This is a genomic window from Thiobacillus denitrificans (assembly GCF_001530125.1).
Classification (GTDB): Bacteria; Pseudomonadota; Gammaproteobacteria; order Burkholderiales; family Thiobacillaceae; genus Thiobacillus; species Thiobacillus denitrificans_C.
Window position 1 is genome coordinate 1,504 of the sequence record NZ_LDUG01000052.1, and the last position, 25,796, is coordinate 27,299.

General features: G+C 65.8%; 18 protein-coding genes and 2 pseudogenes. 3 read left to right on the forward strand and 17 right to left on the reverse strand.

Annotation, left to right across the window (positions count from 1 at the left end):
* The 14 genes and pseudogenes from ABW22_RS15110 to ABW22_RS15175 all read right to left on the reverse strand — a co-directional run.
* Positions 1-302 (reverse strand): FAD-dependent oxidoreductase (locus ABW22_RS15110; RefSeq protein ID WP_157648674.1); only part of this gene is annotated, 302 nt, incomplete at its 3' end.
* Positions 299-643 carry a succinate dehydrogenase, hydrophobic membrane anchor protein gene (gene sdhD, locus ABW22_RS15115; protein WP_059758706.1) on the reverse strand — a complete coding sequence of 115 codons (345 nt, stop codon included), beginning with the start codon at positions 641-643 and terminating at the stop codon, positions 299-301. The genes ABW22_RS15110 and sdhD, both read right to left, overlap by 4 nt.
* Positions 640-1,020, reverse strand: coding sequence for a succinate dehydrogenase, cytochrome b556 subunit (gene sdhC, locus ABW22_RS15120; RefSeq protein ID WP_059758708.1), 381 nt, complete (start codon positions 1,018-1,020; stop codon positions 640-642). The genes sdhD and sdhC overlap by 4 nt, the downstream gene beginning before the upstream one ends.
* 24 nt (positions 1,021-1,044) lie before the next feature.
* Positions 1,045-2,280 carry a malic enzyme-like NAD(P)-binding protein gene (locus ABW22_RS15125; RefSeq protein WP_059758711.1) on the reverse strand — a complete coding sequence of 412 codons (1,236 nt, stop codon included), beginning with the start codon at positions 2,278-2,280 and terminating at the stop codon, positions 1,045-1,047.
* A gap of 90 nt (positions 2,281-2,370) precedes the next feature.
* A complete protein-coding gene (locus ABW22_RS15130; protein WP_059758715.1) occupies positions 2,371-3,081 on the reverse strand; it encodes an RNA polymerase sigma factor FliA in 711 nt (236 codons plus the stop codon).
* A complete protein-coding gene (locus ABW22_RS15135) occupies positions 3,071-3,757 on the reverse strand; it encodes a hypothetical protein (protein ID WP_059758718.1) in 687 nt (228 codons plus the stop codon). Before ABW22_RS15135 ends, ABW22_RS15130 begins: the two co-directional genes overlap by 11 nt.
* Positions 3,747-4,883: a flagellar biosynthesis protein FlhF gene (gene flhF / locus ABW22_RS15140; protein WP_059758721.1), complete on the reverse strand. Its 1,137-nt coding sequence runs from the start codon at positions 4,881-4,883 to the stop codon at positions 3,747-3,749. Before flhF ends, ABW22_RS15135 begins: the two co-directional genes overlap by 11 nt.
* Complete coding sequence (gene flhA, locus ABW22_RS15145) at positions 4,880-6,955, reverse strand: flagellar biosynthesis protein FlhA (RefSeq protein WP_059758724.1); 2,076 nt, start codon at positions 6,953-6,955, stop codon at positions 4,880-4,882. Before flhA ends, flhF begins: the two co-directional genes overlap by 4 nt.
* Complete coding sequence (locus ABW22_RS15150; RefSeq protein WP_082708937.1) at positions 6,952-7,830, reverse strand: EscU/YscU/HrcU family type III secretion system export apparatus switch protein; 879 nt, start codon at positions 7,828-7,830, stop codon at positions 6,952-6,954. The genes flhA and ABW22_RS15150 overlap by 4 nt, the downstream gene beginning before the upstream one ends.
* 142 nt (positions 7,831-7,972) lie before the next feature.
* Positions 7,973-8,245 carry a DUF504 domain-containing protein gene (locus ABW22_RS15155; RefSeq protein ID WP_059758768.1) on the reverse strand — a complete coding sequence of 91 codons (273 nt, stop codon included), beginning with the start codon at positions 8,243-8,245 and terminating at the stop codon, positions 7,973-7,975.
* A 1-nt stretch (position 8,246) separates the two neighbouring features.
* Entirely contained in the window at positions 8,247-9,290 is a 1,044-nt protein-coding gene (gene rtcA / locus ABW22_RS15160) for an RNA 3'-terminal phosphate cyclase (RefSeq protein WP_082708938.1), read from the reverse strand.
* Between the two features lie 27 nt (positions 9,291-9,317).
* Positions 9,318-11,703 (reverse strand): annotated as a pseudogene (locus tag ABW22_RS15165) (phosphoketolase).
* Positions 11,704-11,763: 60 nt separating this feature from the next.
* Positions 11,764-12,951: an acetate/propionate family kinase gene (locus tag ABW22_RS15170; RefSeq protein WP_059758730.1), complete on the reverse strand. Its 1,188-nt coding sequence runs from the start codon at positions 12,949-12,951 to the stop codon at positions 11,764-11,766.
* Between the two features lie 401 nt (positions 12,952-13,352).
* Positions 13,353-14,621 (reverse strand): glucose-1-phosphate adenylyltransferase, encoded by a 1,269-nt coding sequence (locus ABW22_RS15175; protein WP_059758771.1) that lies wholly within the window; start codon positions 14,619-14,621, stop codon positions 13,353-13,355.
* 84 nt (positions 14,622-14,705) lie between these two features.
* Between ABW22_RS15175 and glgX the strand changes: the two genes are divergently transcribed.
* From glgX to ABW22_RS18290, 3 genes and pseudogenes are all read left to right on the forward strand, one after another.
* A complete protein-coding gene (gene glgX, locus ABW22_RS15180; protein ID WP_059758733.1) occupies positions 14,706-16,808 on the forward strand; it encodes a glycogen debranching protein GlgX in 2,103 nt (700 codons plus the stop codon).
* A gap of 113 nt (positions 16,809-16,921) precedes the next feature.
* Positions 16,922-17,122, forward strand: a pseudogene (locus tag ABW22_RS18470) (DUF21 domain-containing protein); the annotation flags it as partial.
* A complete protein-coding gene (locus ABW22_RS18290) occupies positions 17,118-18,137 on the forward strand; it encodes a host attachment protein (protein WP_269083915.1) in 1,020 nt (339 codons plus the stop codon). The pseudogene ABW22_RS18470 and the gene ABW22_RS18290, both read left to right, overlap by 5 nt.
* A 120-nt stretch (positions 18,138-18,257) precedes the next feature.
* On the opposite strand, the gene ABW22_RS15195 is transcribed toward ABW22_RS18290, so the two are convergent.
* The 3 genes from ABW22_RS15195 to treZ are packed head-to-tail and all read right to left on the reverse strand — an operon-like array spanning position 18,258 to position 25,782.
* On the reverse strand, positions 18,258-18,827 hold the full coding sequence (locus tag ABW22_RS15195) for a hypothetical protein (RefSeq protein WP_059758742.1): 570 nt from the start codon (positions 18,825-18,827) through the stop codon (positions 18,258-18,260).
* Entirely contained in the window at positions 18,824-23,998 is a 5,175-nt protein-coding gene (locus ABW22_RS15200; protein ID WP_059758745.1) for a malto-oligosyltrehalose synthase, read from the reverse strand. The genes ABW22_RS15195 and ABW22_RS15200 overlap by 4 nt, the downstream gene beginning before the upstream one ends.
* Positions 23,995-25,782 carry a malto-oligosyltrehalose trehalohydrolase gene (gene treZ / locus ABW22_RS15205; RefSeq protein WP_059758748.1) on the reverse strand — a complete coding sequence of 596 codons (1,788 nt, stop codon included), beginning with the start codon at positions 25,780-25,782 and terminating at the stop codon, positions 23,995-23,997. Before treZ ends, ABW22_RS15200 begins: the two co-directional genes overlap by 4 nt.
* Positions 25,783-25,796: the final 14 nt, after the last annotated feature.

The following is a 25,796-nucleotide window of genomic DNA, read 5'->3' on the forward strand; positions in this document are numbered from 1 at the left end:
CCCATGTGTTCGAGCTCGTAGACCGCCGTGGCGGCCTCGCGGCACATGAACTCGATCGCGTCCTGGTCGCCCAGCCAGTCGCCGCCCTTGACCGTGTCGTACATGTGCCATTCCCAGCGGTCGTCGTCGACGTTGGCGAGCGCGGCGGTAATGCCGCCCTGTGCCGATACCGTGTGCGAGCGCGTGGGGAAGACTTTCGACACCACCGCGACCGTGTAGTCGGAGCGCGCCAACTGCAGCGCCGCGCGCAGACCGGCGCCGCCGCCGCCGATGATGAGCGCGTCGAAGCGGCGCGTGTTCATGCCGTGCCCCACACGATGGCAGCGAGCCAGACCACGCTGCCCGCCAGGATGACGATGACCACCAGATACAGCGCCAGCCGCAGGCCCGTGGGCCGAACGTAGTCCATGAATATATCGCGCATTCCCACCCAGGCATGCAGCGCCAGCACCGCAACTGTCAGCAGCATCAGAACGCGCAGCCACAGCGGCGCGAATAGCGCCTGCCAGTCGTTGAAATCGATCGGCAGCGCTGTCATGAAATAAATCGCCAACCCCGGCAAAGCCAGCGCCAGCGCCACGGCCGTGGCACGCTGCAGCAGCCAGGTTCCGGTGCCGGTGTGCGAGCCGGTGGCCGATTTCATGCGAACAGACCCCAGGCGGCAAGCAGCGTGATCAGCCCGGTCGCCAGCATGACCGCGAGACTGCTCTGCCGCGCGCGCGGCAGGCTCACGCCCCAGTCCACATCCAGCGCCAAATGTCGCAAACCGGCAAGCAGATGGTGCGCAAACGCCCAGATCAAAAACAGCAGGAACAGTCTGCTTAGCGGGTGCGTCATCCCTTCGGCCATGCGCCGAAATCCGGCTTCATCCGCCAGGGAGGCCGACAGGGCCCACACCCCGAGCGGCAGAATCGCAAACAGCAGCGCGCCCGACAGCCGGTGCAGGATCGACACCCAGCCGGCAAGCGGCAGATGGATGCGCAACAGATTGAGGTATACGGGGCGTTCGATCAGCTTCACGGTGCGGTTCGGATTTTCAGTGGGTCAGACTTGGCGACGCTTGGCTGCCGCCATCCCCTTCTTCGCCGCCTTGGCGACCGCCTGCGGGACGCGTTCGGCCAGACGCGGATCGAACGGCTTCGGCAGGATGTAGTCCGGGCCGAATTTCAGCTTCTTCAGCTTGTAGGCCTTCAGCACCGAGGCCGGCACCGGCTCGCGGGCGAGTTCGGCCAGCGCATAAACTGCTGCGATCAGCATGTCCTGGGTGATCTCTTTGGCACGGGCGTCGAGCGCGCCGCGAAAGATGAACGGGAACCCCAGCACGTTGTTGACCTGGTTGGGGAAGTCTGAGCGCCCGGTTGCCATGATGAGATCGCTGCGCGCGGCACAAGCCTTTTCCGGCAGGATTTCGGGGGTGGGGTTGGCCAGCGCGAAGACCACCGGGCGGTCGGCCATGCTCTTGACCATCGCCGAGCTCACCAGATTGCCGCCGGACACGCCGACGAACACGTCGGCGCCATTCATCGCATCGGCCAGGGTGCGCAGTGCGGTCTTGCGCGCAAAGCCCTTCTTGAAGCTGTTGAGGTTGGTGCGGTCCTTGTGCACCACGCCCTTGGAGTCGACCAGCAGGATGTTGGCCTTTCTCGCGCCCATCGCCACCAGCAGCTTCATCGACGCGATGCCCGCCGCGCCGGCGCCGAGGCAGACGATCTTCGCGGTCTCCAGCGTTTTGCCCTGCACGTGCAGGGCATTGATGAGGCCGGCGCAGATGATGGTGGCGGTGCCGTGCTGGTCGTCGTGGAACACCGGAATGTCGAGCTTCTTCTTCAGCGCGGCCTCGATTTCGAAGCAGTGCGGCGCGGCGATGTCTTCGAGGTTAATCCCGCCGAAAGTTGGCGCAATCGCTTCCACCACCTTGATGAAATCCTGCGGCGTCTTGGCGTTGACCTCGATGTCGAAGACGTCGATGCCGGCAAACTGCTTGAACAGCACGGCCTTGCCTTCCATCACCGGCTTGGCGGCGAGCGGGCCGCGGTTGCCCAGCCCGAGGATCGCAGTGCCGTCGGTGATCACCGCGACCAGGTTTCCCTTGTTGGTGTAGTCGTAGGCCTTCTCGGGATTTTTCGCGATTTCCAGCACCGGTTGCGCCACCCCGGGGGTGTAGGACAGCGATAGGTCGTCCGGGGTAGAACAGGGCTTGGACGACTCGACCGAGAGCTTGCCGGGCTTGGGCAGGCGGTGGTAATCGAGGGCTTTTTTCTTGAGGGCGGCTGGGCTCATGGGAGGCGATGCGGGCAGGTTGGACAAGCTGCCATTATCGCGGATTTACGCGTGTTCCGCCGCGTCTGCGGCCCAGGCAGGCAGGCCGCGTCAGCTTTTCCAGATCTTCAACTGGGCCCGCAGGCGCGCAACCGCCTGCGAATGCAGCTGGCACACGCGCGATTCGGACACGCCGAGCACCGCGCCGATTTCCTTCAGGTTCATGTCCTGTTCGTAGTACATGCCCATCATGCTGCGTTCGCGTTCGGGCAGATTGTGGATCGCGGCAACCAGACTGTCGCGGAAGCCTTCGTCCTCCAGCACCGCAAGCGGATCGTTGCTGCCGTCGACCAGATAGCGCTCCAGAAAACTGGCGCTGTCCTCATCCGAGAAGTCTTCGTAATACAGAAGTTGTGAGCATCTCACGTCGCCCAGCATGGACTGATACTGGTTGATCGGCATGTCCAGTTCGGCCGAGATTTCCTGCTCGGTCGGTGGCTTGCCGTTGCGCTGCTGCAGCCGGTTGATGGCGGATTCGATCTGCCGCGATTTCTGCCGCACATGACGCGGCAGCCAATCGGCCTCGCGCAGCTCGTCGAGCATGGAGCCACGGATACGCTGGGTAGCATAGGATTCGAACTGCGCGCCCTGGTTGCCATCGAAGCGGGACACCGCATCCATCAGGCCAATCAGGCCCACCTGGATGAGGTCGTCGACTTCGACGCTGGCAGGCAGCCGCGCCATCATGTGATACGCGATGCGCTTGACCAGCGGCGCATATTTGGTGATCTGTTCGTCTTGCGACGAAGGTTTAACAGCCATGTTTCAAGGCCATGTTTCCAGTGCTTTCTGTTTTATAACGCGCCGTCAGGCCCGTCTCCTCGTATGTCATTCTAACGGCAAGCGCGGCGAATGCATCATCCTCGTGTGCGACGCTGTAAACGGTCTGGGTGAACGCGGGGTCGAGAAACCGTTTACACGCCGCCAGCAGCTGATCGCAGGCGGCGGCGTTCCCCAGCAGGCCGACACTGATAGGCACCTCCGAGTGGAACAGCGTTTTGAGCAGGGCGTAGCCCTGCAACATTGATGCGTGCGTGGCGTTCACTTCCAGGATGACGACTTGGGCCGCGCCCGGCAGCGGTGTCCAGTCCGGCGCGTTCAGGCGCGCATCGAACACGATGCAATCATGGCCCCGTGCGGCAGCCATCAACGCCGGCTCGTCCCCCTGTATCCCCGGCGCATACCAGCCCTCGCCGTACGGCATGGGCAGCGTGTGCAGCTGTCCGCGCCCGAGCTGTTGCTTCCAGTCGAACAGGCTGCGGGGGGCATCGGAAAAAACCCGGCCGCAGGCATCGATCAGCAGCGATGTCCGGCCGCGCCGATGCAGCGCCTGCGCCAGTCGGACGGTGGAGTCGGCGGTATCGAAAAAGCAGTGGACGCAAGGAGGCGGCTGCTGGGCGCGCCGCCGCCTGAGCCCGGCGGCCTGGTCAGCCGGCACCTGTGCCCTTTTGGGTGCGGCGCTCGGCGCGCTCGGCCTCGACGCCGGCAAACAGCGGCCAGTCCCCGGCCTCCAGCGCATACGGGGTGGCGAGCTGGCCACCCTTCAACGCGCGGTCGATGAGATAGGCGGCGTTGGGCGCGTGAAGGTCTTCCGGCACGCGCTGGCCGCCGCTGATATACGCCAGCGGCAGGCGGTGACGGATCAGGCTGTCGAGCGCCGCACCCGGCTGCGGGGTTTCGTCGAGCTTGGTGAGAATGCAGGCGGCCGCGCCCAGACCAAAATGCGTCATCGCCTGCTCGATCGCCGCCCCCTGCTGGCTGGCGGAAATCACCAGCAGACGGCGCACGCCCAGGGCATCGAGCGCCTGCCCTTCGCGGCTGCGCGGGTCGGTCGGTGCAAACCCTGCGGTGTCGATCAGCACCAGTTTTTTGGCGGCGAGTTGCGGCAGCAGCTGCGCCAGTTGGGTTTGATCCCTGACCTCATGCAACGCCACGCCCAGCAGCTCGGCAACCACCGTCAATTGCGCTGCCGCGCCGATGCGGTAGGCATCGGCCGCCACCAGCGCGACCTCGCCGGCACCGTGCGCATCCACGCCGCGCGCGGCAAGCTTGGCGAGCGTGGTGGTCTTGCCCGAGCCGGTCGAGCCGACCAGCGCATAACGGCCTCCCTGCGCCAGCAGGTCGGCCTCACGCCTCAGCAGCGGCAGGTTGCGGATCAGCACCTGGCGCAGCCAGCGCTGGGCGGCGTCGGTATCGAGCCCGCGCGGCAGGCGCGCGGCCAGGGTGCGGGCGAGCGCGCTGCCGAAGCCGGCGGCGAACAGGGTTTGCATCACGGCCACCCGCGCCGGGTCGCGCCGCCGTGCCGCGCCCCAGGCAAAGCCGGCCAGCTGGTTTTGCAGCATGCCGCGCAAGCGCGACAGCTCGTTGAGGATGCGCGAGCTGCCGGCCGTATCCGGCGTCTCGCTGACCGCCGGCACCGCCAGTTCGCCGTAGGCGCTGGCCAGCAGCTCGACGCCCTGCGGGTGCGGTCGCGTGGACAACACCACAGCGTCGTCGCCCAGCTCGCGGCGAATGCGCGCGAGGCCTTCGCGCGCGTTCGCCGCGACGAATATCTGCACGCTCATGCGCCTTCTCCTATCGACAGTTCTGTGCTCACCTGGACCATTTTATCGGCAGGCACCTCGGCGTAGGCAATCACCGCAAGCCGCGGCAGGTTGCGCCGCAACAGCCGCGCCAGCATGGCGCGCAAGCCGGGCGAGGTCAGCAGCACCGGCGGGTAGCCTGCGCCTTCCTGCTCGGCCAGCGCGCATTCGGCGGCGTCGTTCAGGGCATCCAGCGTGGTGGGCGACAGCAGGGCCTCGCCCTCGTCGCCCATCTCGTGCAGCAAGCGGGTTTCGGTCGTTGCTGCGAGGCCGATCACCTGCAGCGTGTTGCTGCCTTCGAACAGGCGGTCGACGATGCTGCGTCCCAGCGCCGCGCGCACGGTTTCCACCAGGTCGTCGATCGCCTGGCTTTTCGGCGCGCGTGCCGCCAGCGTTTCGAACAGGGTACGGGTGTCGCGGATCGAGACGTTTTCTGCGATCAGCTGCTGCAGCACGGCCTGCACGCTGGTCAGCGGCAGATGGCGCGGCGTCACGTCCTCGACCAGCCCCGGATGGCTGCGCGCCAGCGTGTCGAGCAGTTGCTGCACTTCGCTTCGCCCCAGCAGTTCGGGCGCGTGCTGGCGGAACACGGCCTCGACCTGACGCGCGATCAGTTCGGCGGATTCCAGCACCACAAAGCCGCGCAGTTCGGCTTCCTCGACCCGTCCGGCGTCGATCCAGATGCCGGCCAGCCCGGTCAGCGGGTCCTCCCCCGGCGTGCCGTCGAGTTGTCCCAGCACCTCGCCCATGTCGACCGCCAGCACCTGGCCGCTGGGCAGTTCGCCGTGCGCGACGTCGACGCCCTTGAGCGTGATGCGATAGCTGTTGGGTTTGAGGTCGAGATTGTCGCGTACGCGGATGAGCGGCACCACCAGCCCCATGTCGGTGGCGAAGCGGCGGCGCGCCTCGGTGATCCGGGTGAGCGCGGCGCCACCCTGGTTGCGGTCGACCAGCGGGATCAGCCGGTAGCCGACTTCGAGCGCCAGCACGTCGACCGGCGGGATGTCGTCCCAGGTGACATCGGCAGGCGCGATTTCTTCATCGATCAGCGCCAGCGGCTCGACATCAAACGCCGCGCGCTGACGGCGCATCAACCAGAATCCCAACCCACCCAGCACCGCTGCGATGGTGAGAAATGCCAGATGCGGCGTCCCCGGGATCAGCCCCAGCGCGCCCAGCACCGCGGCTGCGACATACAGCGTCTGCGGCCGGCCGAAAATCTGGGTGGAGAACTCGCGCGACAAGTCCTGCTCGCTCGACGCACGGCTGACCACGATGCCCGCCGCGGTCGAGATGATCAGCGCTGGAATCTGCGTCACCAGGCCGTCGCCCACCGTCAGCAGCGCGTAGCGCCCGAGCGCCTCGGTCAGCCCCAGATCATGCTGGAACAGCCCGACCAGAATGCCGCCGATCAGGTTCACCAGCAGGATGATGATGCCGGCGATGGCGTCGCCGCGCACGAACTTGGAGGCGCCGTCCATCGCGCCGTAAAAGTCGGCTTCGCGGCCAATCTCGCTGCGGCGTGTGCGCGCTTCGCTTTCGTTGATGAAGCCGGCGTTGAGGTCGGCATCGACCGCCAGCTGCTTGCCCGGCATCGAATCCAGGGTGAAGCGCGCCGCCACCTCGGCGATGCGCCCGGCACCCTTGGTGATGACGACGAAGTTGATGATGACCAGAATCAGGAACACCACGAAGCCGACGACGTAGTTGCCGCCGACCAGGAAATTGCCGAAGGACTCGATCACCTTGCCTGCCGCATCCGGCCCGGTGTGGCCCTGCATCAGGATGATGCGGGTGGACGCGACGTTGAGCGACAGGCGCAACAAGGTGGTCAGCAACAGCACCGTAGGAAACACCGAAAAATCGAGCGGGCGCCGCGCGTTCAGGCTCACCAGCATCACGATCATCGCCAGCGCGATGTTGAGCGTGAACAGCACGTCGAGCATGAAGGTGGGCAGCGGCAATATCATCATCGCCAGAATCAGCAGCACCAGCCCCGGCACTGCCAGCCGGTTCAGCGGCATGCCCATCACCATCACGCCCTGCGCACTCATCCGATCACCTCGTTAATCGTCCTGGGCATCACGTTTGTCCCCTCCCCCCCTGGGGGATAACCAGCGACTTGCCCGCTTGCGGGCTTAGTCGAATGGTTAGGTGTTTCATCAGGGTTAGGGAGAGGGCTTCGGCCCTGCCCCGCCTGCTGCTGACGGCCGCGCAGCCGTGCGCGCATTTCCGGGCTGCCCTCGGCTTCGCGTGCCTCGGCCACCACCTCCTGCCAGGTCATCGCATGCCGTCGCAGGTAGCGCCACCAGCGCCAGCCGGCATCCAGCGCCGCCGCCAGCGCCAGCGCCGCCGCCAGCGCCAGCACGCCACGCCCCACCCAGGCTGCCGCCGCATCCAGCGCCACGGTCCGCTCGCTGCCAGCCAGGCTTTGCAGCCCCGCCCAGCCGCTTTCCAGCGCCCAGCCGACCGCGGTAGCGGCGAGCGCCAGTTTCAGCAGCGCCATCGAACCATCAAAAATGGCGTCAGCGGAAAACAGCCGGACAAAGGGTTTGAAAGGATTGGCACGCGTGAGGTCGGCCTGGGTGATCTGGGGCGCATACACCCAGCCCGAAAGCAGCATCGGCGCCACCAGCGCGGCGACAAAAATGACGGCCAGTACCGGCAGCACCGCCCACAGCGCAGACTGTGCCGCTTCGACAAAAACCGGGGAAAGGGGCTGCGCGGCATAAATGAAAGCCGCCGTGGTCAGGGCCTGCAAGGCATCGATCAAGCGCGGCGCCAGCCAGCCCAGCATGCCCAGCGCCGACAGCAACACCCCCCACGCCGTGAGTTCGGCAGAGCGCGGCACATCGCCCGCGCTGCGCGCCTGTTGCAGGCGCCGCGGACTGGCAGGTTCGGTACGGGAAAGATCAGACGCCTCGGCCATGCTTGTCTCGGGTTTTGAGGCAGTCTAGCACGAAGCAGACGCGGCTTTTATGCCGTTAAAACGGCAGAAGCACAGGGCTTCCGTCGGCGTGTGGCCTGTTTCTGAAAAGCGATATGACGAGAAAGCTTCGGGTATTCGTCCTTTACGCCGGGATGTCGCCCGGCGGGTGGCGCTGCCGAATCAGCTTGCCGTCCCGCCACACCTCTCTTACCCGATGGAACGGGATGCTGTGCGCCACCCCCTCCTCGTCCAGCAGATCGAAGAGGGTCGGGTTGTCGGCGTCCCGGCTGATCTCGCGCAGATCGGCGTGCCGCACCCTGCTCGCCACCCGATCCCAGTAGCCGATGACGAAGCGGCTGGTGGCGAATGCCGCATCCCAGCGGATGCGCGACAACAGTTCATGGGTCGGGATCATGTCAGGGCGCTGGGGCGGCCACACCGCGCAGGCGCACCATTCCAGGCTGGTCGATTTCGCCATCGATCTCGACGGAGACGGGCAGAAAGTAGCCCAGCAGTTCGGCGTTGGTGCGCAGGTGCCGGCTGATGCGGCAGACGGACAACGCCGATTCCCCAGGAATAAAGGCCAAGGGCAGCAGCAGCTGGTCGGCCAGCCAGGCATCGATGGCGCCCCCTGCGACGATGTCCGCACGCAGTTCTGCCACAGCCTCGTCCGCCACCTTCTCCGCAAGTTTGTGCCGGGCGCCCAGCGCGAAGGCGCAGCAGCGACCGCCTTCGAATTCCGCCTGCAACACGATGAAGGTGCCGGGCGAAGCAGCAGGCACGTCAGCGACCTCGATCTCCAGCGGCACCGCCAGTTCGCGCAGCTGGTCGATCGCCTGCTTGCGTTGCCGCTCGGCAATCGAGCGGTCGAGCCGACCGACGCCGGACAGGCCGCGGATGCGCAGCAGCCGGCCGCGCTCGGTGATACGCAGCGGCGAGAGATGTCGGCTCGGCACGATATTCACGTGCAGCAGGCCGCCGCCACGCGGATAGAAGCCTGCACGCTCGAGACTGCAATCGACGCGGTAGCCGGCCGCGGCCAGGTAGGGCAGCCACTGCCACTGCAGATAGTGATAGCAGGGGCTCCAGGGCACGTGGGTGCCGCCGACCAGCGTCAGCCGGGACGGGCCATCGGCAAAGCTGAGCGGCAGGTAGACGGTCTGCAGCAGCAGGCTGACCGCGCCCGCGGTGCCGATGTCGAAAGCATATTTCCCGCCATGCAGGCCCGCCGGCTCAAAGCACAGGGTCTGCGAGCCCAGGGTCGCCCCCTCCACCTGGGCAGCGCTGATCTGCGCCGCCGCCTCGACCGCCTTCAGGTGCTGGGGCTTCATGCCCGGCTGCGGACGCCGGGCGCGGATGTTGGTCAGCCGCATGGCCTCGCCGGTGATCACCGACAGGGCCAGGGCGCTGCGCAGGATCTGGCCGCCGCCTTCGCCGAACGATGCGTCAATTTCGATCATCGCGGTCAGTGAGTAGAAACATCCGGGTCAATACGGCCACGTCCACGCATCCGCTTCCGGCAAATCCACCCCGTATTCGTGGGCGTAATTGCGGCACTCGATCTGCATGTCGCGCAGCTTTTGCTTGACGTGGGCGCCGGCCACCTGCAGGGCGGGGACACGGTTGATCACGTCGATGGCCAGACTGAAGCGGTCGATTTCGTTCTCGATCGCCAGTTCCAGCGGCGTGTTGATGCTGCCCTTCTCCTTGTAGCCGCGCACATGCATGTTGTCGTGGTTGGTGCGGCGGTAGGCCAGGCGATGGATCAGCCAGGGATAGCCGTGGAAGTTGAAGATCACCGGCTTGTCCAGGGTGAACAGGCTGTCAAAATCCCGATCCGGGAGGCCGTGCGGATGTTCGCTGGGCGGGACCGGCTTGTAGAGGTCTATCACATTGATGAAACGAACCTTCAGGTCGGGGAAGTGCTCGCGCAGCAGCACCGTTGCCGCCAGCGCCTCCTTGGTGGGAATGTCGCCGACGCAGGCCATCACCACGTCCGGCTCCAAGCCGGCGTCGTTGCTCGCCCATTCCCAGATGCCGATGCCCTTGGTGCAGTGCCTGATCGCCGCATCCATGTCCAGGTACTGCAGGTGTTTCTGCTTGTCGCAGACGATCACGTTGATGAGGTCGGTACTCTCCAGGCACTTTGCGGCGGTCACCAGCAGGGTGTTGACGTCGGGCGGCAGGTAGATGCGGGTCACGGCGGGACTCTTGTTGACCACCACGTCGAGGAAACCCGGATCCTGATGGGTGAAGCCGTTGTGGTCCTGGCGCCAGACCGTCGAGGTGATCAAGAGGTTGAGCGACGCCACCGGCGCCCGCCACGGCACCTTGCTGGACATCGCCAGCCACTTGGCATGCTGGTTGAACATCGAATCGATGATGTGAACGAAGGCCTCGTAGGTGGACAGGAAGCCGTGCCGCCCGGTCAGCAGATAGCCTTCCAGCCAGCCTTCCAGGGTGTGTTCGGACAGCATCTCCATCACCCGGCCATCGGGCGACAGCTCGCTGCCGCCGGCGTCTTCCGGGTAGATGTCGGCCAGCCAGGTTTTCTGGGTGACTTCGTAGAGGTTGTCGAGCTTGTTGGAGGCGTTCTCGTCCGGGCCGAAGACGCGGAAGTTGTCCATGTTCTGCGCCATCACGTCGCGCAGCAGCTTGCCCAGCGGGCGCGTGTTCTCGGCCGCGACCTTGCCGGGGCCGGGCAGCTGCGCCGCGTAATCGCGGAAGTCCGGCATGCGCAACGGGCGACGCAACAGGCCGCCGTTGGCATGCGGGTTGGCGCTCATGCGACGGTTGCCCGTGGGCGCCAGCGCCTTCAGTTCCGGGCGCAGGCGCCCCGCCGCGTCGAACAAGGCGTCGGGGTCATAGCTGCGCAGCCAGGCTTCCAGTTGCTGCAGGTGCGCCGGGTTGCTGCGCACCTCGGCCAGCGGCACCTGGTGCGAACGCCAGAAGCCCTCCACCTTCTTGCCGTCGACCTCGGCTGGGCCGGTCCAGCCTTTGGGCGAGCGCAGCACGATCATCGGCCAGCGCGGCCGCCCGGGAACGCCGCTTGCACGTGCCTCGTCCTGGATGCGGCGGATCTCCAGCACGCACTGCTCCATTACCCCGGCCATCGCGGCATGCATGGTCATCGGGTCCGATCCCTCGACGAAATACGGCGTCCAGCCATAGCCCTTGAACAGGTTCTCCAGCTCATCGTGCGAGATGCGCGCCAGCAGCGTCGGGTTGTTGATCTTGTAGCCGTTGAGATGGAGGATGGGCAGCACCGCGCCATCGCGGATCGGATTGAGAAACTTGTTGGAATGCCATGCTGTGGCCAGCGGCCCGGTTTCGGCCTCGCCGTCGCCCACCATCACGGCCACCAGCAGATCCGGGTTGTCGAACGCCGCGCCGAAGGCATGCGAGACGCTGTAGCCGAGCTCGCCGCCTTCGTGGATCGAGCCGGGGGTTTCCGGCGTGCAGTGACTGCCGATGCCGCCGGGGAAGGAAAACTCCTTGAAGAAACGGCGCATGCCTGCGTCGTCTTCGCTCTTGTTGGGATACACCTCGCTGTAGACCCCCTCCAGATACACCGGCCCCAGCACGCCGGGCGCGCCATGGCCGGGGCCGGCCAGGAAGATGGCGTCGAGGTCGTACTTGTTGATCAGCCTATTGAGATGGACGTAGGGTGAAGCTCAGGCCCGGGCTGGCGCCCCAGTGGCCGAGCAGCCGTTGCTTGATGTGCTCGGGCTGCAGCGGCGCCCGCAGCAAGGGGTTGTCGCGCAGATAAATCATCCCTGCCGCCAGATAGATGCAGGCGCGCCAGTAGGCGTTGATCTTGCCCAGTTCGTCGGCAGGGAGAAGGGGATCGGAAATCGGATTGGCGCTGTTCATGGGGTTCTCCTTTTCAATGCGCTCAGGCGCGAAGCTTGGCGCCATTGTGGTGGCGCAGAGTTACAAACTGGCCGGTCCGGTCAGCGCCCAGGCATGGCGCGCGATCACCTTTTCCTCGTTGGTGGGAATGACCCACGCGGCAATGCGGCTGTGCGGATGGCTGATGCAGGGGCCGTGGCGCTGGTTGGCATCCTCATCCAGCGTCAGCCCGAGCCAGGCCAGATGGCGGCAGATGGCGGCACGCACTGCGGCGGCGTGCTCGCCGATGCCCGCGGTGAAGACCAGCGCGTCGATGCCTTCCAGTGCAACGGCATGGCCGGCGATGGCCTGGCTGGTGCGATAGGCAAACAGGTCGAGCGCTTCGGCGGCATGCGGATGGCTGCTTTCCAGCAGCGTCCGCACGTCGCCGCTCGTGCCGGAGACGCCGAGCAGGCCGGAGCGGCGGTGCAGCAGGTCATCAAGCTGTTCCAGGCTCATGCCCTCCTCGCGCAGCAGATAGAGCAGCACGCCGGGGTCGAGCGCGCCGCAGCGGCTAGCCATGGGAATGCCATCCAGCGGGGTAAAGCTCATCGAGGTTTCCACGCTGCACCGTCCCCGCATCGCGCACAGGCTGGCGCCGTTGCCCAGGTGGGCGACCACCACCCGGCCCTCGGCCGCGGTGCCCAGATAGTCCGGCAGTACGCTGGCGATGTGCTCGTAGGACAGGCCGTGAAATCCGTAGCGGCGGATGCCGCGTTCGCCGAGTTCGCGCGGCAGAGCGAAGTGCCGGGCCAGCGGCGGCAGGGTGTGGTGGAATGCGGTATCGAAGCAGGCGACCTGCGGCAAGTCCGGGCGCAGCCGGGCCAGTGCACGGATGCCCGCCAGGTTGTGGGGTTGGTGCAGGGGGCTCAGCGGAATGAGCTTTTCCAGGTCCGCCATCACGGCCGCATCGACCCGCACCGGAAGGATGTAGTCGGCGCCGCCATGCACCACGCGATGCCCGGCTGCGCGAAATGCCAGGCCGGGGTGGCGCGTTTCCAGCCAGTCCAAAACCTGCTTCAGCGCCTGCTCATGGTTGGCTACGGAGACGGCCTGATCGATCGGGCCGCCGGCGTCGGGCGCGTGAAACACCTGGAAGCGCCCGTTGCGGCCGATCTCCTCGATGACGCCGCGATAGCCGGCCTGCAGGCTGCCCGCCGCATCGGCCTGATAGACGGCGAATTTAAGGCTGGAAGAACCGGCGTTGAGAATCAGCAGGGCGGTGTGCATGTCGGCTCGGGGAAAATCAACCTGAAAACCTGAGTTCATTCACCACAGAGACACAGAGGCACAGCGTTGAAAAACAAGGAAAAGGTCCTGTACGCATCGTTCCCGGTTTGGGGACGGCAAGTCTTCCTGCAATTTTTTGGCTCTTTCATCGTTATTTGTTGGTGTTGGCCAGCGCTGTGGGAGGGGCGCCCTCGCCCCGATTTGCGCGCCGTCGCAATCTCCACGGCATCGGCCCGAGGGCGGGCCTCCTACAACAGCACACCCCAGCGGGATGCCGAAGGATGGGCGCTTCATCAGAGGGGCAAGACATGACTTCAACAACTAACAATGACATAGCCAATTTTTGGCTCTGTGCCTCTGTGCCTCTGTGGTGAACTGCTTTTGCGGCAGAAAAACCACGTCTACTCGGAATACCCACCCCCGTCACGATATCCCTCGCGAGCGTAATACCGGACATCGCCCAGCGGAAGCACGACGAGTCCGCCTTCGGTGACATGGTAGCCGGCCGCGCGGTCGCGTTCGTGGTCGTAGCCGATCTGCGTGCCGGGCGCGATCTTGTTATGCCGATCGATGATCGCATGACGCAGCCTGGCGCCGGCGCCGATGCGCACATAGTCCATGATCACGCAGTCCTCGATCACGGCCCCCGGTTCGACCACCACCTCGCGTCGCAGGAGCGAATTGCGTATGGTCGCGTCGCTGACGATGGTCGCCGCGCCCAGCAGCACATTGTCGAGATCGCCGCGAATCACCCGCGCGGTCGGCCCCTGATAATGACTGGAATAAATCGGCCATTGCGGATTGAAGGCGTCGAAGCACGGCTCGGTGCCGAGCACATCCATGTGCGCCGCGAAATAGGTGTCCAGTGTGCCCACGTCGCGCCAGTAGCCCGCTTCCTCATAAGGTTTGGTGCCAGGCACCACGTTGGTTGAAAAGTCGTAGGCAAACACCCGATGGGTCTTCGACAGACGCGGCAGCACATGGTGGCCAAAATCCGTCTCGTCGCGTTGGTGCGCCTCCTCTAGCGCTTCTCTCAGCATGTCCGCCCTGAACAGATAATTCCCCATCGATGCGTAGGCGCGCTGCGAATCGTTCGGCATCGGTTTCGCCTGGGCGGGTTTCTCCTGGAAGCCGTGGATTCTTCCTGACGAATCGGTTTCGATGATGCCGAAGTTGGAAACCTGATCGAGGGGAACCGGCAGCGCGGCCACCGTGACATCCGCCTCGTTCTCGCAATGGAAGCGCACCATCTGCCGCACATCCATGCGATAAATGTGGTCCGCGCCGAACACCGCCACCAGATCCGGGCGATGCATGTTCATCAGGTTCAAGCTTTGATACACCGCATCTGCCGTGCCGCCGAAGTGCATATGTTCTTTGGTCATTTGCGGCGGCACCACCGTCACGAACTGCTCGGAAAACAGCGGAGAAACTGTCCACGCCTTGCGAATATGCTCGATGAGCGACTGCGGCATGTATTGCACCAGCAAATAGATTGAACGAATATCGGAGTTCGCCAGATTGCTCAACACGAAATCGACGATGCGGTAGCGGCTTCCAAACGGCACCGCCGGTTTGCAGCGGTCTGCCGTCAGGGGTCGCAAGCGTGAGCCCTCGCCGCCCGCCATGACAAACGCCATCACTTTTTCGCGTCCCCGCCTTTCAAACATCGCGATGCTCCACAAGTTTTCCCTCGTATGTGATATTTCCTATCCATTGTTTATAGCCAACGAAACCGTCATGCACCCACCAACATGAAAATCTGGCCCGGCAATTCCTACCCGCTCGGCGCCACCTGCGACAGCGGCGGCACCAATTTCTCGCTGTTCGCGGAAGTCGCCCAGCGCGTCGAATTGTGCCTGTTCGACGAAGCGGGCCACGAAACCCGCGTCGATCTGCCGGAGGTCAGCGGTCACTGCTGGCACGGCTACTTCCCGGGGATCAAGGCGGGGCAGCGCTACGGCTTTCGCGTGCATGGCCCGTGGGAACCGCACAACGGCCACCGCTGCAACCCCGCCAAGCTGCTGCTCGACCCCTACGCCAAAGCCATCGACGGCGACGTTTGCATGGATGAAGCGGTGTTTCCCTACCGCTTCGCCGACGGCCCGGACGTGCGCAACGATGCGGACAGCGCGCCCTTCATGCCCAAGTGCATCGTCCAGCAGCCCATCTTTGATTGGGAGGGAGACCGCCTGTTGCAGCGGCCCTGGCACGAAACCGTCATTTACGAACTGCACGTCAAGGGCTTCACCGCCCAACATCCGGAGGTGCCGCCCGACCTGCGCGGCACCTATGCCGGTCTTGTGCACCCGGCATCGATCGCGTACCTGAAGCATCTGGGCGTCACCGCCGTCGAATTGATGCCGGTGCACCATTTCGTCCACGACAAGCACCTGGTCGATCAGGGGCTGCGCAATTACTGGGGCTACAACTCAATCGCCTACCTCGCGCCCCACGCCGACTACGCAGCCGACAAGCGTCCGGGCGCCGCCGTCGCCGAGTTCAGACAAATGGTGAAGGCCATGCACCAGGCCGGGGTCGAAGTCATCCTCGACGTGGTCTACAACCACACGGGCGAGGGCAACGAATTCGGCCCGGTGCTGAGCTTGAAGGGGATCGACAACGCGTATTACTACCGGCTGATGGAGGACGACCGCCGCCGCTACATGGACTACACCGGCACCGGCAACAGCCTCAACATGCGTCATCCCCACGTGCTGCAACTGATCATGGATTCGCTGCGCTACTGGGTGCTCGAAATGCACGTGGACGGCTTCCGTTTCGACCTTGCCGCCGCGCTGGCGCGTGAACTGCACGCGGTGCACCGGCTGTCCGCGTTCTTCGATCTGATCCAGCAGGACCCGGTGATCAGCCAGGTCAAGCTGATTGCCGAGCCGTGGGACGTCGGCGAAGGCGGCTACCAGGTGGGCAATTTCCCACCCGGCTGGTCGGAGTGGAACGACAAGTACCGCGACAGCCTGCGCGACTTCTGGCGCGGCCAGGACGAAACCCTGGCCGAATTCGCCTACCGCTTCACCGGCAGCGCCGACCTCTATGCCAACGACTCGCGCAACCCGAACGCCAGCATCAACTTCGTCACCGCCCATGACGGCTTCACCCTGCGCGACCTGGTGTCCTACCAGGACAAGCACAACCTCGCCAACGGCGAGGACAACCGCGACGGCATCGACGACAACCGCGCCTGGAACTGCGGCGTCGAAGGCCCCACCGACGATCCCGCTATCCTTGCCCTGCGCGCCCGCCAGCAGCGCAATGTCCTCGTTACCCTGATGTTGTCGCAAGGCGTGCCCATGCTGCTCGCGGGCGACGAGGCCGGCCGTACCCAGAACGGCAACAACAACGCCTACTGCCAGGACAACGAAATCTCCTGGCTCGACTGGGCACAGGTCGACCAGGACCTGCATGCGTTCACCCGGCGACTGATCGCCTTCCGCCACGCCCACCCGGCGTTCCGCCGGCGCCGCTGGTTCCAGGGCCGCGCCATTCACGGCGCCGACTGCAAGGACATCGCCTGGTTCACGCCCGGCGGCGATCAGATGAGCGAGGAAGACTGGGGCGAATGGTTCGCCAAGAGCCTCGGCGTCTTCATTAACGGCGACACCATTCCCAACCCCAACACCCATGGCGACCCGGTGACCGACGCCAGCTTCTACCTGATCTTCAATGCCCACCACGCGGTGCTGGAGTTTATGCTGCCGGAAAAACGCTGGGGCACACGCTGGACGCTGCTGCTCGACACCGCGCGCGGCTGGGTCGACGCGGCAGCGCCACACATGGCAGGCGCCCGACTGGAGGTGGCACCGCGCTCCGTCGTGCTGCTGCAGCGCGAGGCTTGATCGATCCTTACTCGCCGCAATGATCTGCTTCGCAGCCAACGCATTTTGGAGGAAGCGCCATGAACGATCTCCTTGTCTGGCTTGGCATCGCCTTCTGCCTGTCCCAGTCGGCGATGTTTTCCGGACTCAACCTGGCGGTGTTCAGCCTGAGCCGGCTGCGCCTCGAGGCCGCAGCCGAGAGCGGTGATGCCGACGCACGGCAGGTGCTGGCATTGCGGCGCGACGCCAATCGCACGCTGAGCACGATCCTGTGGGGCAATGTCGCCATCAACGTGCTGCTGACGCTGCTGGCCGATTCGGTCATGGCCGGTGTCGCGGCCTTCCTGTTCGCGACGGTGGTCATCACCATCGCCGGCGAGATCGTCTCGCCGGCCCTGGTTCTCTCGACACGCACTCAAGGTGGCGGGGCGACTTGCGCCGTTGCTGCGTGTCTATCGTGTACTCCTGTGGCCGGTCGCCTGGCCTTCGGGCAAGCTGCTCGATGCCTGGATCGGCCCGGAGGGGATCCCCTGGTATCGCGAGCGCGAACTGCGCCAAATACTGGAACACCATGCGCGCAATGGCGATACCGAGATCAGTCGCGTCGAGGCCGCGGGCGCCATCAACTTCCTGGCCCTCGACGATCTCCCGGTCGGCCAGGAAGGCGAACCGCTCGACCCGAAGAGCGTGATTCGCCTGCCGTTTCACGAAAACCGGCCACTGTTTCCCGAGATCGGCGCGCCGCGCCGACGATCTGTTCCTGCTCCACCTTGCCGCGTCAGGCAAAAAATGGGGGGTTTCGTCGATGCGCGCGACGAGCCGCACCTGGTGGCTGATGCCCCTGCGTTGCGTGGAAAAAGATCACCACTCGGGGTTGCCGAAGCTCGAGTGAAAATTTTGAGGATAAACATCATGACAAAAATCCGGATTCTCGCCGCGAACAGCGGCAACGCTACGCTCTTTGCCGCAGACTCGCCGACGGCGCCTTTGACCGAGCTTATGACCTTTGACAACCCCGAGGCACGCGCGAAGCAGATGAAACTCACCAGCGACCGCCCTGGGCGCAGCTTCGACAGCCACGGTGAGGGACGCCATGCGATGGAGGTCCAGGTCGAGCCCAAGGAACAGGAGCAGATTCGCTTCGCCAAGTTGATTGCGGACCGGCTTGAGCGAGGGCGCGTGGACAATGACTTCAAACGCCTCGTGGTGGTAGCGGCGCCCGCGTTTCTCGGCCAGCTGCGCACGAACTTCGGTGCACCGCTCAGTTCACTGGTGTCCCTGGAGATGGACAAGGACTACACGGCGCTGCGACCCGTAGACTTGCGCGCCCGGCTGCCCGAGCGGCTTTAAACGCTGAGTCGATTTCAGTGAGTACGTCGCCATGCCCGGGAAGCATTGGGCGAGCGCTGGGTGCTGCTGCCCAACACTGTAACCCGTCGCGCTGCTGCAGCGTCATACCTGATCGGACCCTTACTCGCCCAGTGCGGACGGCGGCGCCCGGTAGTCGATGACCACGGTGCCGAGGCGCGCACTCAGCCCCATCACCGGCACCACTAGCAGCCACTGCCCGGGCGCGGTCTCATCGGCGGTGATCTGCTCTGCCGTCAAATAGCGTTCGGCATAGAGACTGCCGAAGGCTGCGCCCACATGCCGGCGGTCGCTGGCCACGGCGATCGAGCCGTCCGCCTGCGCCACCGTCACCCCCTCGAAGCCTTCCAACTTGACCAGGTCGGTCACGTACTGATCCACCTGGTCCAGATTCTCTCCCATCATTTCGCGGCGGACCGCCCATGCCAGCGGCACGCCGAACTGCTTCAGCGACTGCTTGACCGTGTCGGCATGGCGTGCCTCGGCCTGCTTGACCCATTCCGCGCGTTGGGCCGGCAAGGTTTCCAGCGCCTGTCTCACCGCGATGCCTTTGGAGACATAAAGCCAGCCGATGATCAGGATGCCGATCACGGCGACGATGATCAGCAAACGGTAGCGATGCCAGAATCCCAGCGCGCCGGCTTCCTGTTCGTTCGGATTGATTTCAGTCATGTTCGCTCCTCCTCAAGTAATGAATGGGGTCTTTCGTTGGCACGCAGCAGCGCATAGGGAAACCGCTCGAACACCTGCGCCAGCAGCAGGCCGTGCGCCTCACCCAGGGACCGCATGCCGACGGTTTGCCCGGTCAGCACATTATCCCACTGCGCGTGCATGCGCTCCGGCGGCAGTTCGACCCAGGTGTCGCCCCACACCGCATCGCCGACCGGCAGGCGGCCATCCTCGCCCATCAGGCTGCCGAACAGGCGCGGCACCAGGACAATCAAAGTCTCGCCCACAGCGTAGCGGGAGAAGGCGCAGAGCTGTTCCGCGCGCGCGCCGTGGGTCTTGAGCGGCAGGTAGTCGCCGTCGCGGAACAGCGCTTCGCATTCGCGGCGCAGCGCCAGTGTCTTCCATGTCAGGTATAGCTTGATTTGCCCGTCCTGCTGCCGGTCGAGCAGCGCCGACGCGCATGCCACCGCGCCGTCCTCGGCGTGCGCTTTCTTGATCGCCTGCAGCGCCGTCTGCCGCAGCGCGTAGTCCACCGGCCGCCGGTTGTCAGGGTCGACCAGGCTGAAATCCCACAGTTCGCTGCCCTGGTAGAGGTCCGGCACGCCGGGGGACGTGAGCCGGAGCAGCACTTGCGCCAGACTGTTGAAGGCGCCTACGCACGCGACCCGCTGCGCGAACGGCACAAAGTCGCGCAGGAACAGGTTGTTCGGCTCGGGCGCCAGCAGCGCGCGAACGAAGTCGCCGGTCGCCGCTTCGTAATCGGCGTTCGGATTCATCCACGAACTGTGTGCCTTGGCCTCGCGCACGGCCTTCGTCATGTAGGCCTCGGCCCGTTGCGCGAGTCCGGCCAGCGCATCCGCGTCCACTGCCTCGAACGGCCATATCCCAAGCAGGGTCTGGTATAGCAGATACTCGTCGTTGCGGCTGGGCGCACGCTCGGTGTCCAGCTTACGGCGCTTGCTGCGGTTGAGCTTGCTCCAGCGGGACAGCGCGTGGCGCCATTCGTCAGCCATCTCGGAGAGCGCGCCGAGCCGCGCCCGCACGTCCTCCGAGCGCTTGCTGTCATGGGTGGAACCGGCCAGCATGGCGTGCGGCCAGCGGCGCGCACGCGCCTGGTTCTCGTGGTGAAAGGCCGCCAGCGATACGCCGAAGCGATGTGGGTCGGCGCCGACCTCATTCAAGGCCAGCAAGCGGTTGTACTGGTAGAAGGTGGTGTCCTCCACTGCCTTCGCCATCACCGGGCTGCTGTACTGCTGGAACTCCATGGCGAAGGCGCAAACTGCCTGCCGGTAGTCCTCGCTGCCGCCTTGTCCATGGCGCGCCAGCAGCACCTCGCGAACGAAATCGAAAATGCTGGGGTCCGCCGCCTGGCTGCGTTTCTTCGCCACCCCCACCGCCCACTCCACGTAGCGGACATCGTCCGGCGCGGTTTCACAGTTTGCGACGTAGGTGCGGTAGATCGGAAAGCTGGCGACGATTTCGGCCAGCGCGCCGCGCAGGCTGTTGAAGGTGAAGTCGCAGGTGCGGCGGTCCACCTTGGCCAGCCGCGTGAGCTGGGCCGCCAGCACCTGCAGCTCGCCCGCCAGCGCGGTCTCCATGATCAGGTGCTTGTTGGCTCGCACCCTCTCGTCGAAATCCGGATGGGTGCGGATGAAGCCCTGATAGGTGTGGGTGAAATGATCTTCGGCAGTGGCATCAACGAACAGGCCGCTGCACGCCGCCGCAAAGTCGTAGCCGGTGGTGCCGTGAACCGGCCATGACTCCGGCAGATGTTCGTGGGCGGCAAGAATCTTCTCCACCACCAGGTACAGCGGCCGCGCGTTTTCTTCATCCGTTTTGGGTGAAAGCGCCGCCGCCATCGCCTGCAGACGCCCGAAATATTCCTGCGGGTCATACAGGCCATCCGGATGGTCGATGCGCAGCCCGTTCACGTAGCCGCGCGCCAGCAGCTCGCGCACCAGGCGATGCGTGGCCTCGAATACCGCCGGGTTGTCCATGCGCAGTGCCGCCAGGTCGTTGATGTCGAAGAAGCGGCGATAGTTGATCTCGTCCGCCGCCACGCGCCAGTAGGCCAGCCGGTAGGCCTGGGCCTGGAGCAGTTCGTGCATCAGGTCGAAACCCTCGGCGCCTGGTGCCGCCGTGCCGTTGAATGCCGTCACGTTCTCGTCGACGAACTGCGCGATGTCGGCGCTGCCCACATACAGCGCAGCCAGGTGGTGCTTGTGCACTTCCTTGTCACGGGCGCGCTCGGCCATCGACTCCGGGGCCACGCTGTCGCGCCCCGGCAGATGGCCGAAGGCCGTGACCAGCGACTGGAACTCAAGCAGCGTCACATCCTCTGCCCCCAGGCGTGCCTGCAGACGCTCTAATTCGTGACCCAGGATGCGTGGGTATTCGCGCGGGTCGATCGGGAAGCGGTGCTCGTAGTAGAGCACGCTGAAGGCACCCTCCTCCGCATCGAATGCGAGCTTGAGTTCGCCGCTTTCGAGCACCGCGCCGTAGTGGTCGCCCAGCACCGGCAGCAGCACCCGCCCCGGCACCTCGCCGCCGATGGCATACCAGTCGATGTCGAAGTAGTCGGCGAAGCGGGAGGCCGGGCCGTTCTCCAGCACATCCAGCCACCAGTCGTTGTCGGCGCCCATGATGCCCATGTGATTGGGCACCATGTCCATGATCTGGCCCATGCCGCGACGCTTCAGCCCCGCGACGAACTGCTCGAAGTCCTCGGCGCTGGCGATCTCCGGATTGAGGCTGCTGTGGTCGGTGATGTCGTAGCCATGGCGGCTGCCGGGGCGCGCCTTGAAGATCGGCGACAGATAGCAGTGGCTGACGCCGAGGTCGTCCAGATAGGGCAGCAGCGCCGTCGCCTGGCGCAGATCGAAGTCGCGGTTCAGCTGCAGCCGGTAGGTGGCGCGCGGAATCCACAGGCGCACGCCCGCCGCCGTTCCCCCGCCGGCGGGGCCGGGAACCTGGACCACCGGCCGTTCCTGGCGCAGCGCCGGCAAAATGGCCTGCAGATAGGCGCTGTCGTGCCACGCCTCCAGATTGAGCGGCATCTTCAGCCGCCAGTTCGGGTAGGTCGGCTCCACCGTGCCTGGCAGGTTGGGCTGCTCGTGCACGCCGAAGCCGTCTTCCAGCTGTAGCAGCAGCAGCTTGGACGGCGCCCGCGCCAGATAGGTGTAGACCGCGGCCGCCAGTTCCGGCGTCATCTCGGGGAAGGCCACCGGCTGCATCCCGCTGCCGGGCGGCAGCACACCCTCGCCTTCCAGCGCCACCAGCAGTTGCGCGCGGTCCTCCGAACGGGTGACCACCTGCTGGTTGCGCACCTCGTCGTCCGGAAACAGGTGCAGTTGTGCGCGCAGGTCGATGTCCAGCCCCTGCCAGAAGCCCGCCAGCGTCGGCAGGTCGTGGGTGGTCACCGCGGCGGCGGCATTCTCCGGGTAGGCCTGCGGCGGCTGCAGCCGGCCGTTGTCCTGCCGTTCGAAATACAGCAGCCGCGTCGACAGCACACTCATCGGCCGCAGCGCGCCGCGCACCTCGTCCGGCACCGTGCCGAGGTCCTCGCCCACCACCAGGCAGCGGTTGCGCTGGCTCTCCAGCGCGAGGATGCCGAGCAGGTCCTCGAACGGATACAGGACGTAGGCGCCTTCTGCGATGGGCAGCCCGCGCGCCACCCAGTAAAGCCGCTGCAGCCCCATCACGTGGTCCAGGCGCAGCGCACCGGAATCGCGCATGTTGGCGCGCAGGAGTTCGATGAAAGGCGCGTAGGCCGCGTCGGTCAGCCGGTGCGGAATCCATGGCGGCAGGCCCCAGTCCTGCCCCATGCGGTTGATCAAGTCAGGCGGCGCGCCGGTGCTGGCGCCGAGCGCGTAGAGTTCGCGCCGCCGCCAAACCGCGGCGCCGCCTTCCGCCACGCCGATCGCCAGATCGAGCATGACGCCGATGCCGAGCCCCAGCTCCCACGAACGGGTGCCGGCTGCGGCCAGTTGCCTGGACGCCTGCCACTGCAGGTATTCGAAAAACTCCACCCGTTCCAGATGGGCCTCGCAGAAGGATTCCACCTCAGGCGCGTGCGGGTCGCGATAGGCCTCGGGCCACGCCGGCCAGCCCCACACCGCGCTGTCCTGCCCGCGGAAATGTTCCTGCAGCGCCTCGAACAGCGCCTGCTTGCGCAGGCCCTCGCCCTGCCCGGCCTGGAAGGCGCGGAACACCTGCGCCCGCTCGCTGTCGCGGTCCAGGTGCGTGCTGCGGAAATGCGCGTAGAGGGCGTCTAGAACCTGCGACTTGACCTCCGCCACGCCGCGATAATCGACCTGGTCGGCGGCGCGCAGTGCCCGCAGCCGTGCCTGGAATGGCGGCTCGTGCACCATCGCCCGGGCCGCCGCGCACTCGGCGAAATCGGCGATGGCCTCGACGTCGAGGTAGAGCGTGTTGAAGAACGAGCGGCTGGAAGGACTGTAGGGGCTGGCGTGTTCGGGGGCGTCCGGGAACAGCGCATGCAGCGGATTGAGCAGCACGGTGCCGGCCCCGGCCGCGGCGCAGTATTCGATCATGTTGCGCAGATCGCCGAAGTCGCCGATGCCCCAATTGCGTTCGGAGCGGATGCCGTAGAGCTGGGCGGCGAAGCCCCACGCGCGTCCCTCGCCCTGAATCGCCGGCGGCAGATAGCAGGCGGCGGGGGCGACGATGAACGACATCTCGGCCGTCTCGCTGTGGCCATCGGCGCGTTCGAGGATGAAGCGGTGATAGCCCGGCTCCACCGGCATGTCCAGCGGCAGCACTCGCCGCACGAAAGTCTGGCCGTCGAGATCGCAGCGCCCGGCCGCCGCCAGATCCGCCGGCACACACTCGCCACTGTCTTCGGCCCCCGACTCGCGGCGCAGGCGCCAGCGCCAGGTCCGCTTCTCATCGGCGAGCGGCAGCGCGATGGCGATGCGATGTGGCCGCGCCAGCTCGCGCACCACCAGCACCGGCGGCAGCGGCCGCGCCCACTCGCGCCGCACCAGCGTCTGCAGGGACGCTGCCGTCTCTGCGTCGATATTCGCCGGCAGCCCCATGCTGGCGAGCAGGGCGCGCCGGGTCGCGTCGGGGGTGTGATGGAAACCGTCCCAGATGTCGCGGTAGCCGGGCAGCACCCCGCAGCGCTCGCACAGCTGGTCGAGCAGCGTGCTCATGGCGATTCCTCTAGCGTCCACCACACTGACCACGGTCCCAGCACGCCCTGCGCTGCCGCCATGGACAAGGCAAACACCGTTTTCCCGGGCGGGGCGGCCGCGCTGATCGCCTCGCCGGACAGGTTCGCCAGCAGCCGCAGCGTCGAGCCGTCGCCGAGGCGCCACTTCACCCGCAGGCCAGCGGGAGCAAACGCCTCGAAGGTGCCGGCATGCCCGCCCATGCCGCGCAGCCGCGGCACGATGACTTGCCGGCGCAGCCGCAGCAGTTCGCGGTAATAGATCAGCCAGTCCGTGCGTTCCGGGTCGCCGAGCGAATCCCAGTCGAGTTTCGAGGCGACAAAGGTTTCGGGCTGGTTGGGGTCGGGGATCGCTGCCTGCGTCGCCGCGTCGGCGAAGCGTGCGAACTTGCGAAACTCGCGCCGCCGCCCTTCTGTCACCGCCTCGCGCAGTTCACCGCCAAAGTCGCAGAAAAACCGGAACGGCGTCGCCGCGGCGAACTCCTCGCCCATGAACAGCAGGGGAATGGCCGGTGCCAGCAGATAAACCGCCGCCGCTGCGCGCACCGCCGGTGCCGGCGCAAGCTGGCCGATGCGCTCACCGAACGCGCGGTTGCCCACCTGGTCGTGGTTCTGCAAAAAGGACACGAAGGCCTGCGGCGGCAGGTGCGCGCTCGGCTCGCCGCGCGCCATGTGGTCGCGATAGGCCGACGCCTCGCCCTGATAGGCGAAGCCCTGCGTCAGGCAGCGCCCGAGATGGCGGACAGGCGCATCGGCATAGTCTGCGTAATAGCCGTCGACCTCGCCCGCAGCGAGGACATGCAGCGCGTGGTGAATGTCGTCGTTCCACTGCGCGGCGTAGCGGCCCGCGCCCAGATAGCGCGCCTCGTTGGCGTCGTTCTCCAGGATCAGGTGCACCTGGCGTTCGGGGCCGACCGCCGCATGCACCCGCGCCGCCAGTTCGGTGAGGATGTGCGGCGCGGAGTCGTCGATGATCGCGTGCACCGCATCCAGGCGCAGGCCGTCGAAGTGGTATTCCTGCAGCCAGTACAGCGCGTTGTGGATGAAGAACTCGCGCACCGGGCGGCTGTCCGGCCCGTCGAAGTTGATCGCCGCGCCCCACAGCGTGTGATGGCGTTCGGTGAAGAATTGTCTCGCGTAAACGTGGAGGTAGTTACCCTCCGGGCCGAAGTGGTTGTACACCACGTCCAGCAGCACCATCAGGCCCTTCGCGTGCGCCGCCTGGACCAAGGCTTTTAAATCCTCCGGCCGGCCGTAGCAGCTGTCCGGCGCGAACAGCAGCGCGCCGTCGTAGCCCCAGTTGCGTACGCCCGGGAAATCCGCCACCGGCATCAACTCGATCGCCGTCACGCCCAGTTCGACCAGGTAATCCAGCCGCTTCATCACGCCGGCGAAGGTCCCTTCCGACGAGAAGGTGCCGACGTGCAGTTCGTACACCACCGCCGCTTCCCACGGCCTGCCGCGCCATGTGTCGTCGTGCCAATCAAACGCCGCGGGGTCGACCACCTCGCTGGCGCCGTGCACGTCGTCCGGGTTGGCGCGCGAAACCGGGTCCGGCACGCACAGGCCGTCGATGACTTCGAAGCGGTAGCGCGTGCCGGCCCCGACACCGGGCACACTGCACTCGAACCAGCCGTCGCCACAGGCAGTCATCGGCAGCACCGCTTCGCGCGCGCCATCGGCGATGCACAGGCCCACCCGCTCGCAGCCGGGCGCCCACAGGCGGAAGTGCACGCCGTCCGGCGTGATCCGCGTCCCGAATGGCATGTCATGTTGTCGTA

What these genes read in the sequence shown, in the direction of transcription:
- sdhD (WP_059758706.1), bottom strand. Translation starts at nt 643, where the DNA reads ATGAAATCGGCCACCGGCTCGCACACCGGCACCGGAACCTGGCTGCTG.
- ABW22_RS15125 (WP_059758711.1), bottom strand. Translation starts at nt 2,280, where the DNA reads ATGAGCCCAGCCGCCCTCAAGAAAAAAGCCCTCGATTACCACCGCCTG.
- ABW22_RS15130 (WP_059758715.1), bottom strand. Translation starts at nt 3,081, where the DNA reads ATGGCTGTTAAACCTTCGTCGCAAGACGAACAGATCACCAAATATGCG.
- flhF (WP_059758721.1), bottom strand. Translation starts at nt 4,883, where the DNA reads ATGAGCGTGCAGATATTCGTCGCGGCGAACGCGCGCGAAGGCCTCGCG.
- flhA (WP_059758724.1), bottom strand. Translation starts at nt 6,955, where the DNA reads ATGAGTGCGCAGGGCGTGATGGTGATGGGCATGCCGCTGAACCGGCTG.
- ABW22_RS15150 (WP_082708937.1), bottom strand. Translation starts at nt 7,830, where the DNA reads ATGGCCGAGGCGTCTGATCTTTCCCGTACCGAACCTGCCAGTCCGCGG.
- ABW22_RS15155 (WP_059758768.1), bottom strand. Translation starts at nt 8,245, where the DNA reads ATGATCCCGACCCATGAACTGTTGTCGCGCATCCGCTGGGATGCGGCA.
- rtcA (WP_082708938.1), bottom strand. Translation starts at nt 9,290, where the DNA reads ATGATCGAAATTGACGCATCGTTCGGCGAAGGCGGCGGCCAGATCCTG.
- ABW22_RS15170 (WP_059758730.1), bottom strand. Translation starts at nt 12,951, where the DNA reads ATGCACACCGCCCTGCTGATTCTCAACGCCGGTTCTTCCAGCCTTAAA.
- ABW22_RS15175 (WP_059758771.1), bottom strand. Translation starts at nt 14,621, where the DNA reads ATGTTTGAAAGGCGGGGACGCGAAAAAGTGATGGCGTTTGTCATGGCG.
- glgX (WP_059758733.1), top strand. Translation starts at nt 14,706, where the DNA reads ATGAAAATCTGGCCCGGCAATTCCTACCCGCTCGGCGCCACCTGCGAC.
- ABW22_RS15195 (WP_059758742.1), bottom strand. Translation starts at nt 18,827, where the DNA reads ATGACTGAAATCAATCCGAACGAACAGGAAGCCGGCGCGCTGGGATTC.
- ABW22_RS15200 (WP_059758745.1), bottom strand. Translation starts at nt 23,998, where the DNA reads ATGAGCACGCTGCTCGACCAGCTGTGCGAGCGCTGCGGGGTGCTGCCC.
- treZ (WP_059758748.1), bottom strand. Translation starts at nt 25,782, where the DNA reads ATGCCATTCGGGACGCGGATCACGCCGGACGGCGTGCACTTCCGCCTG.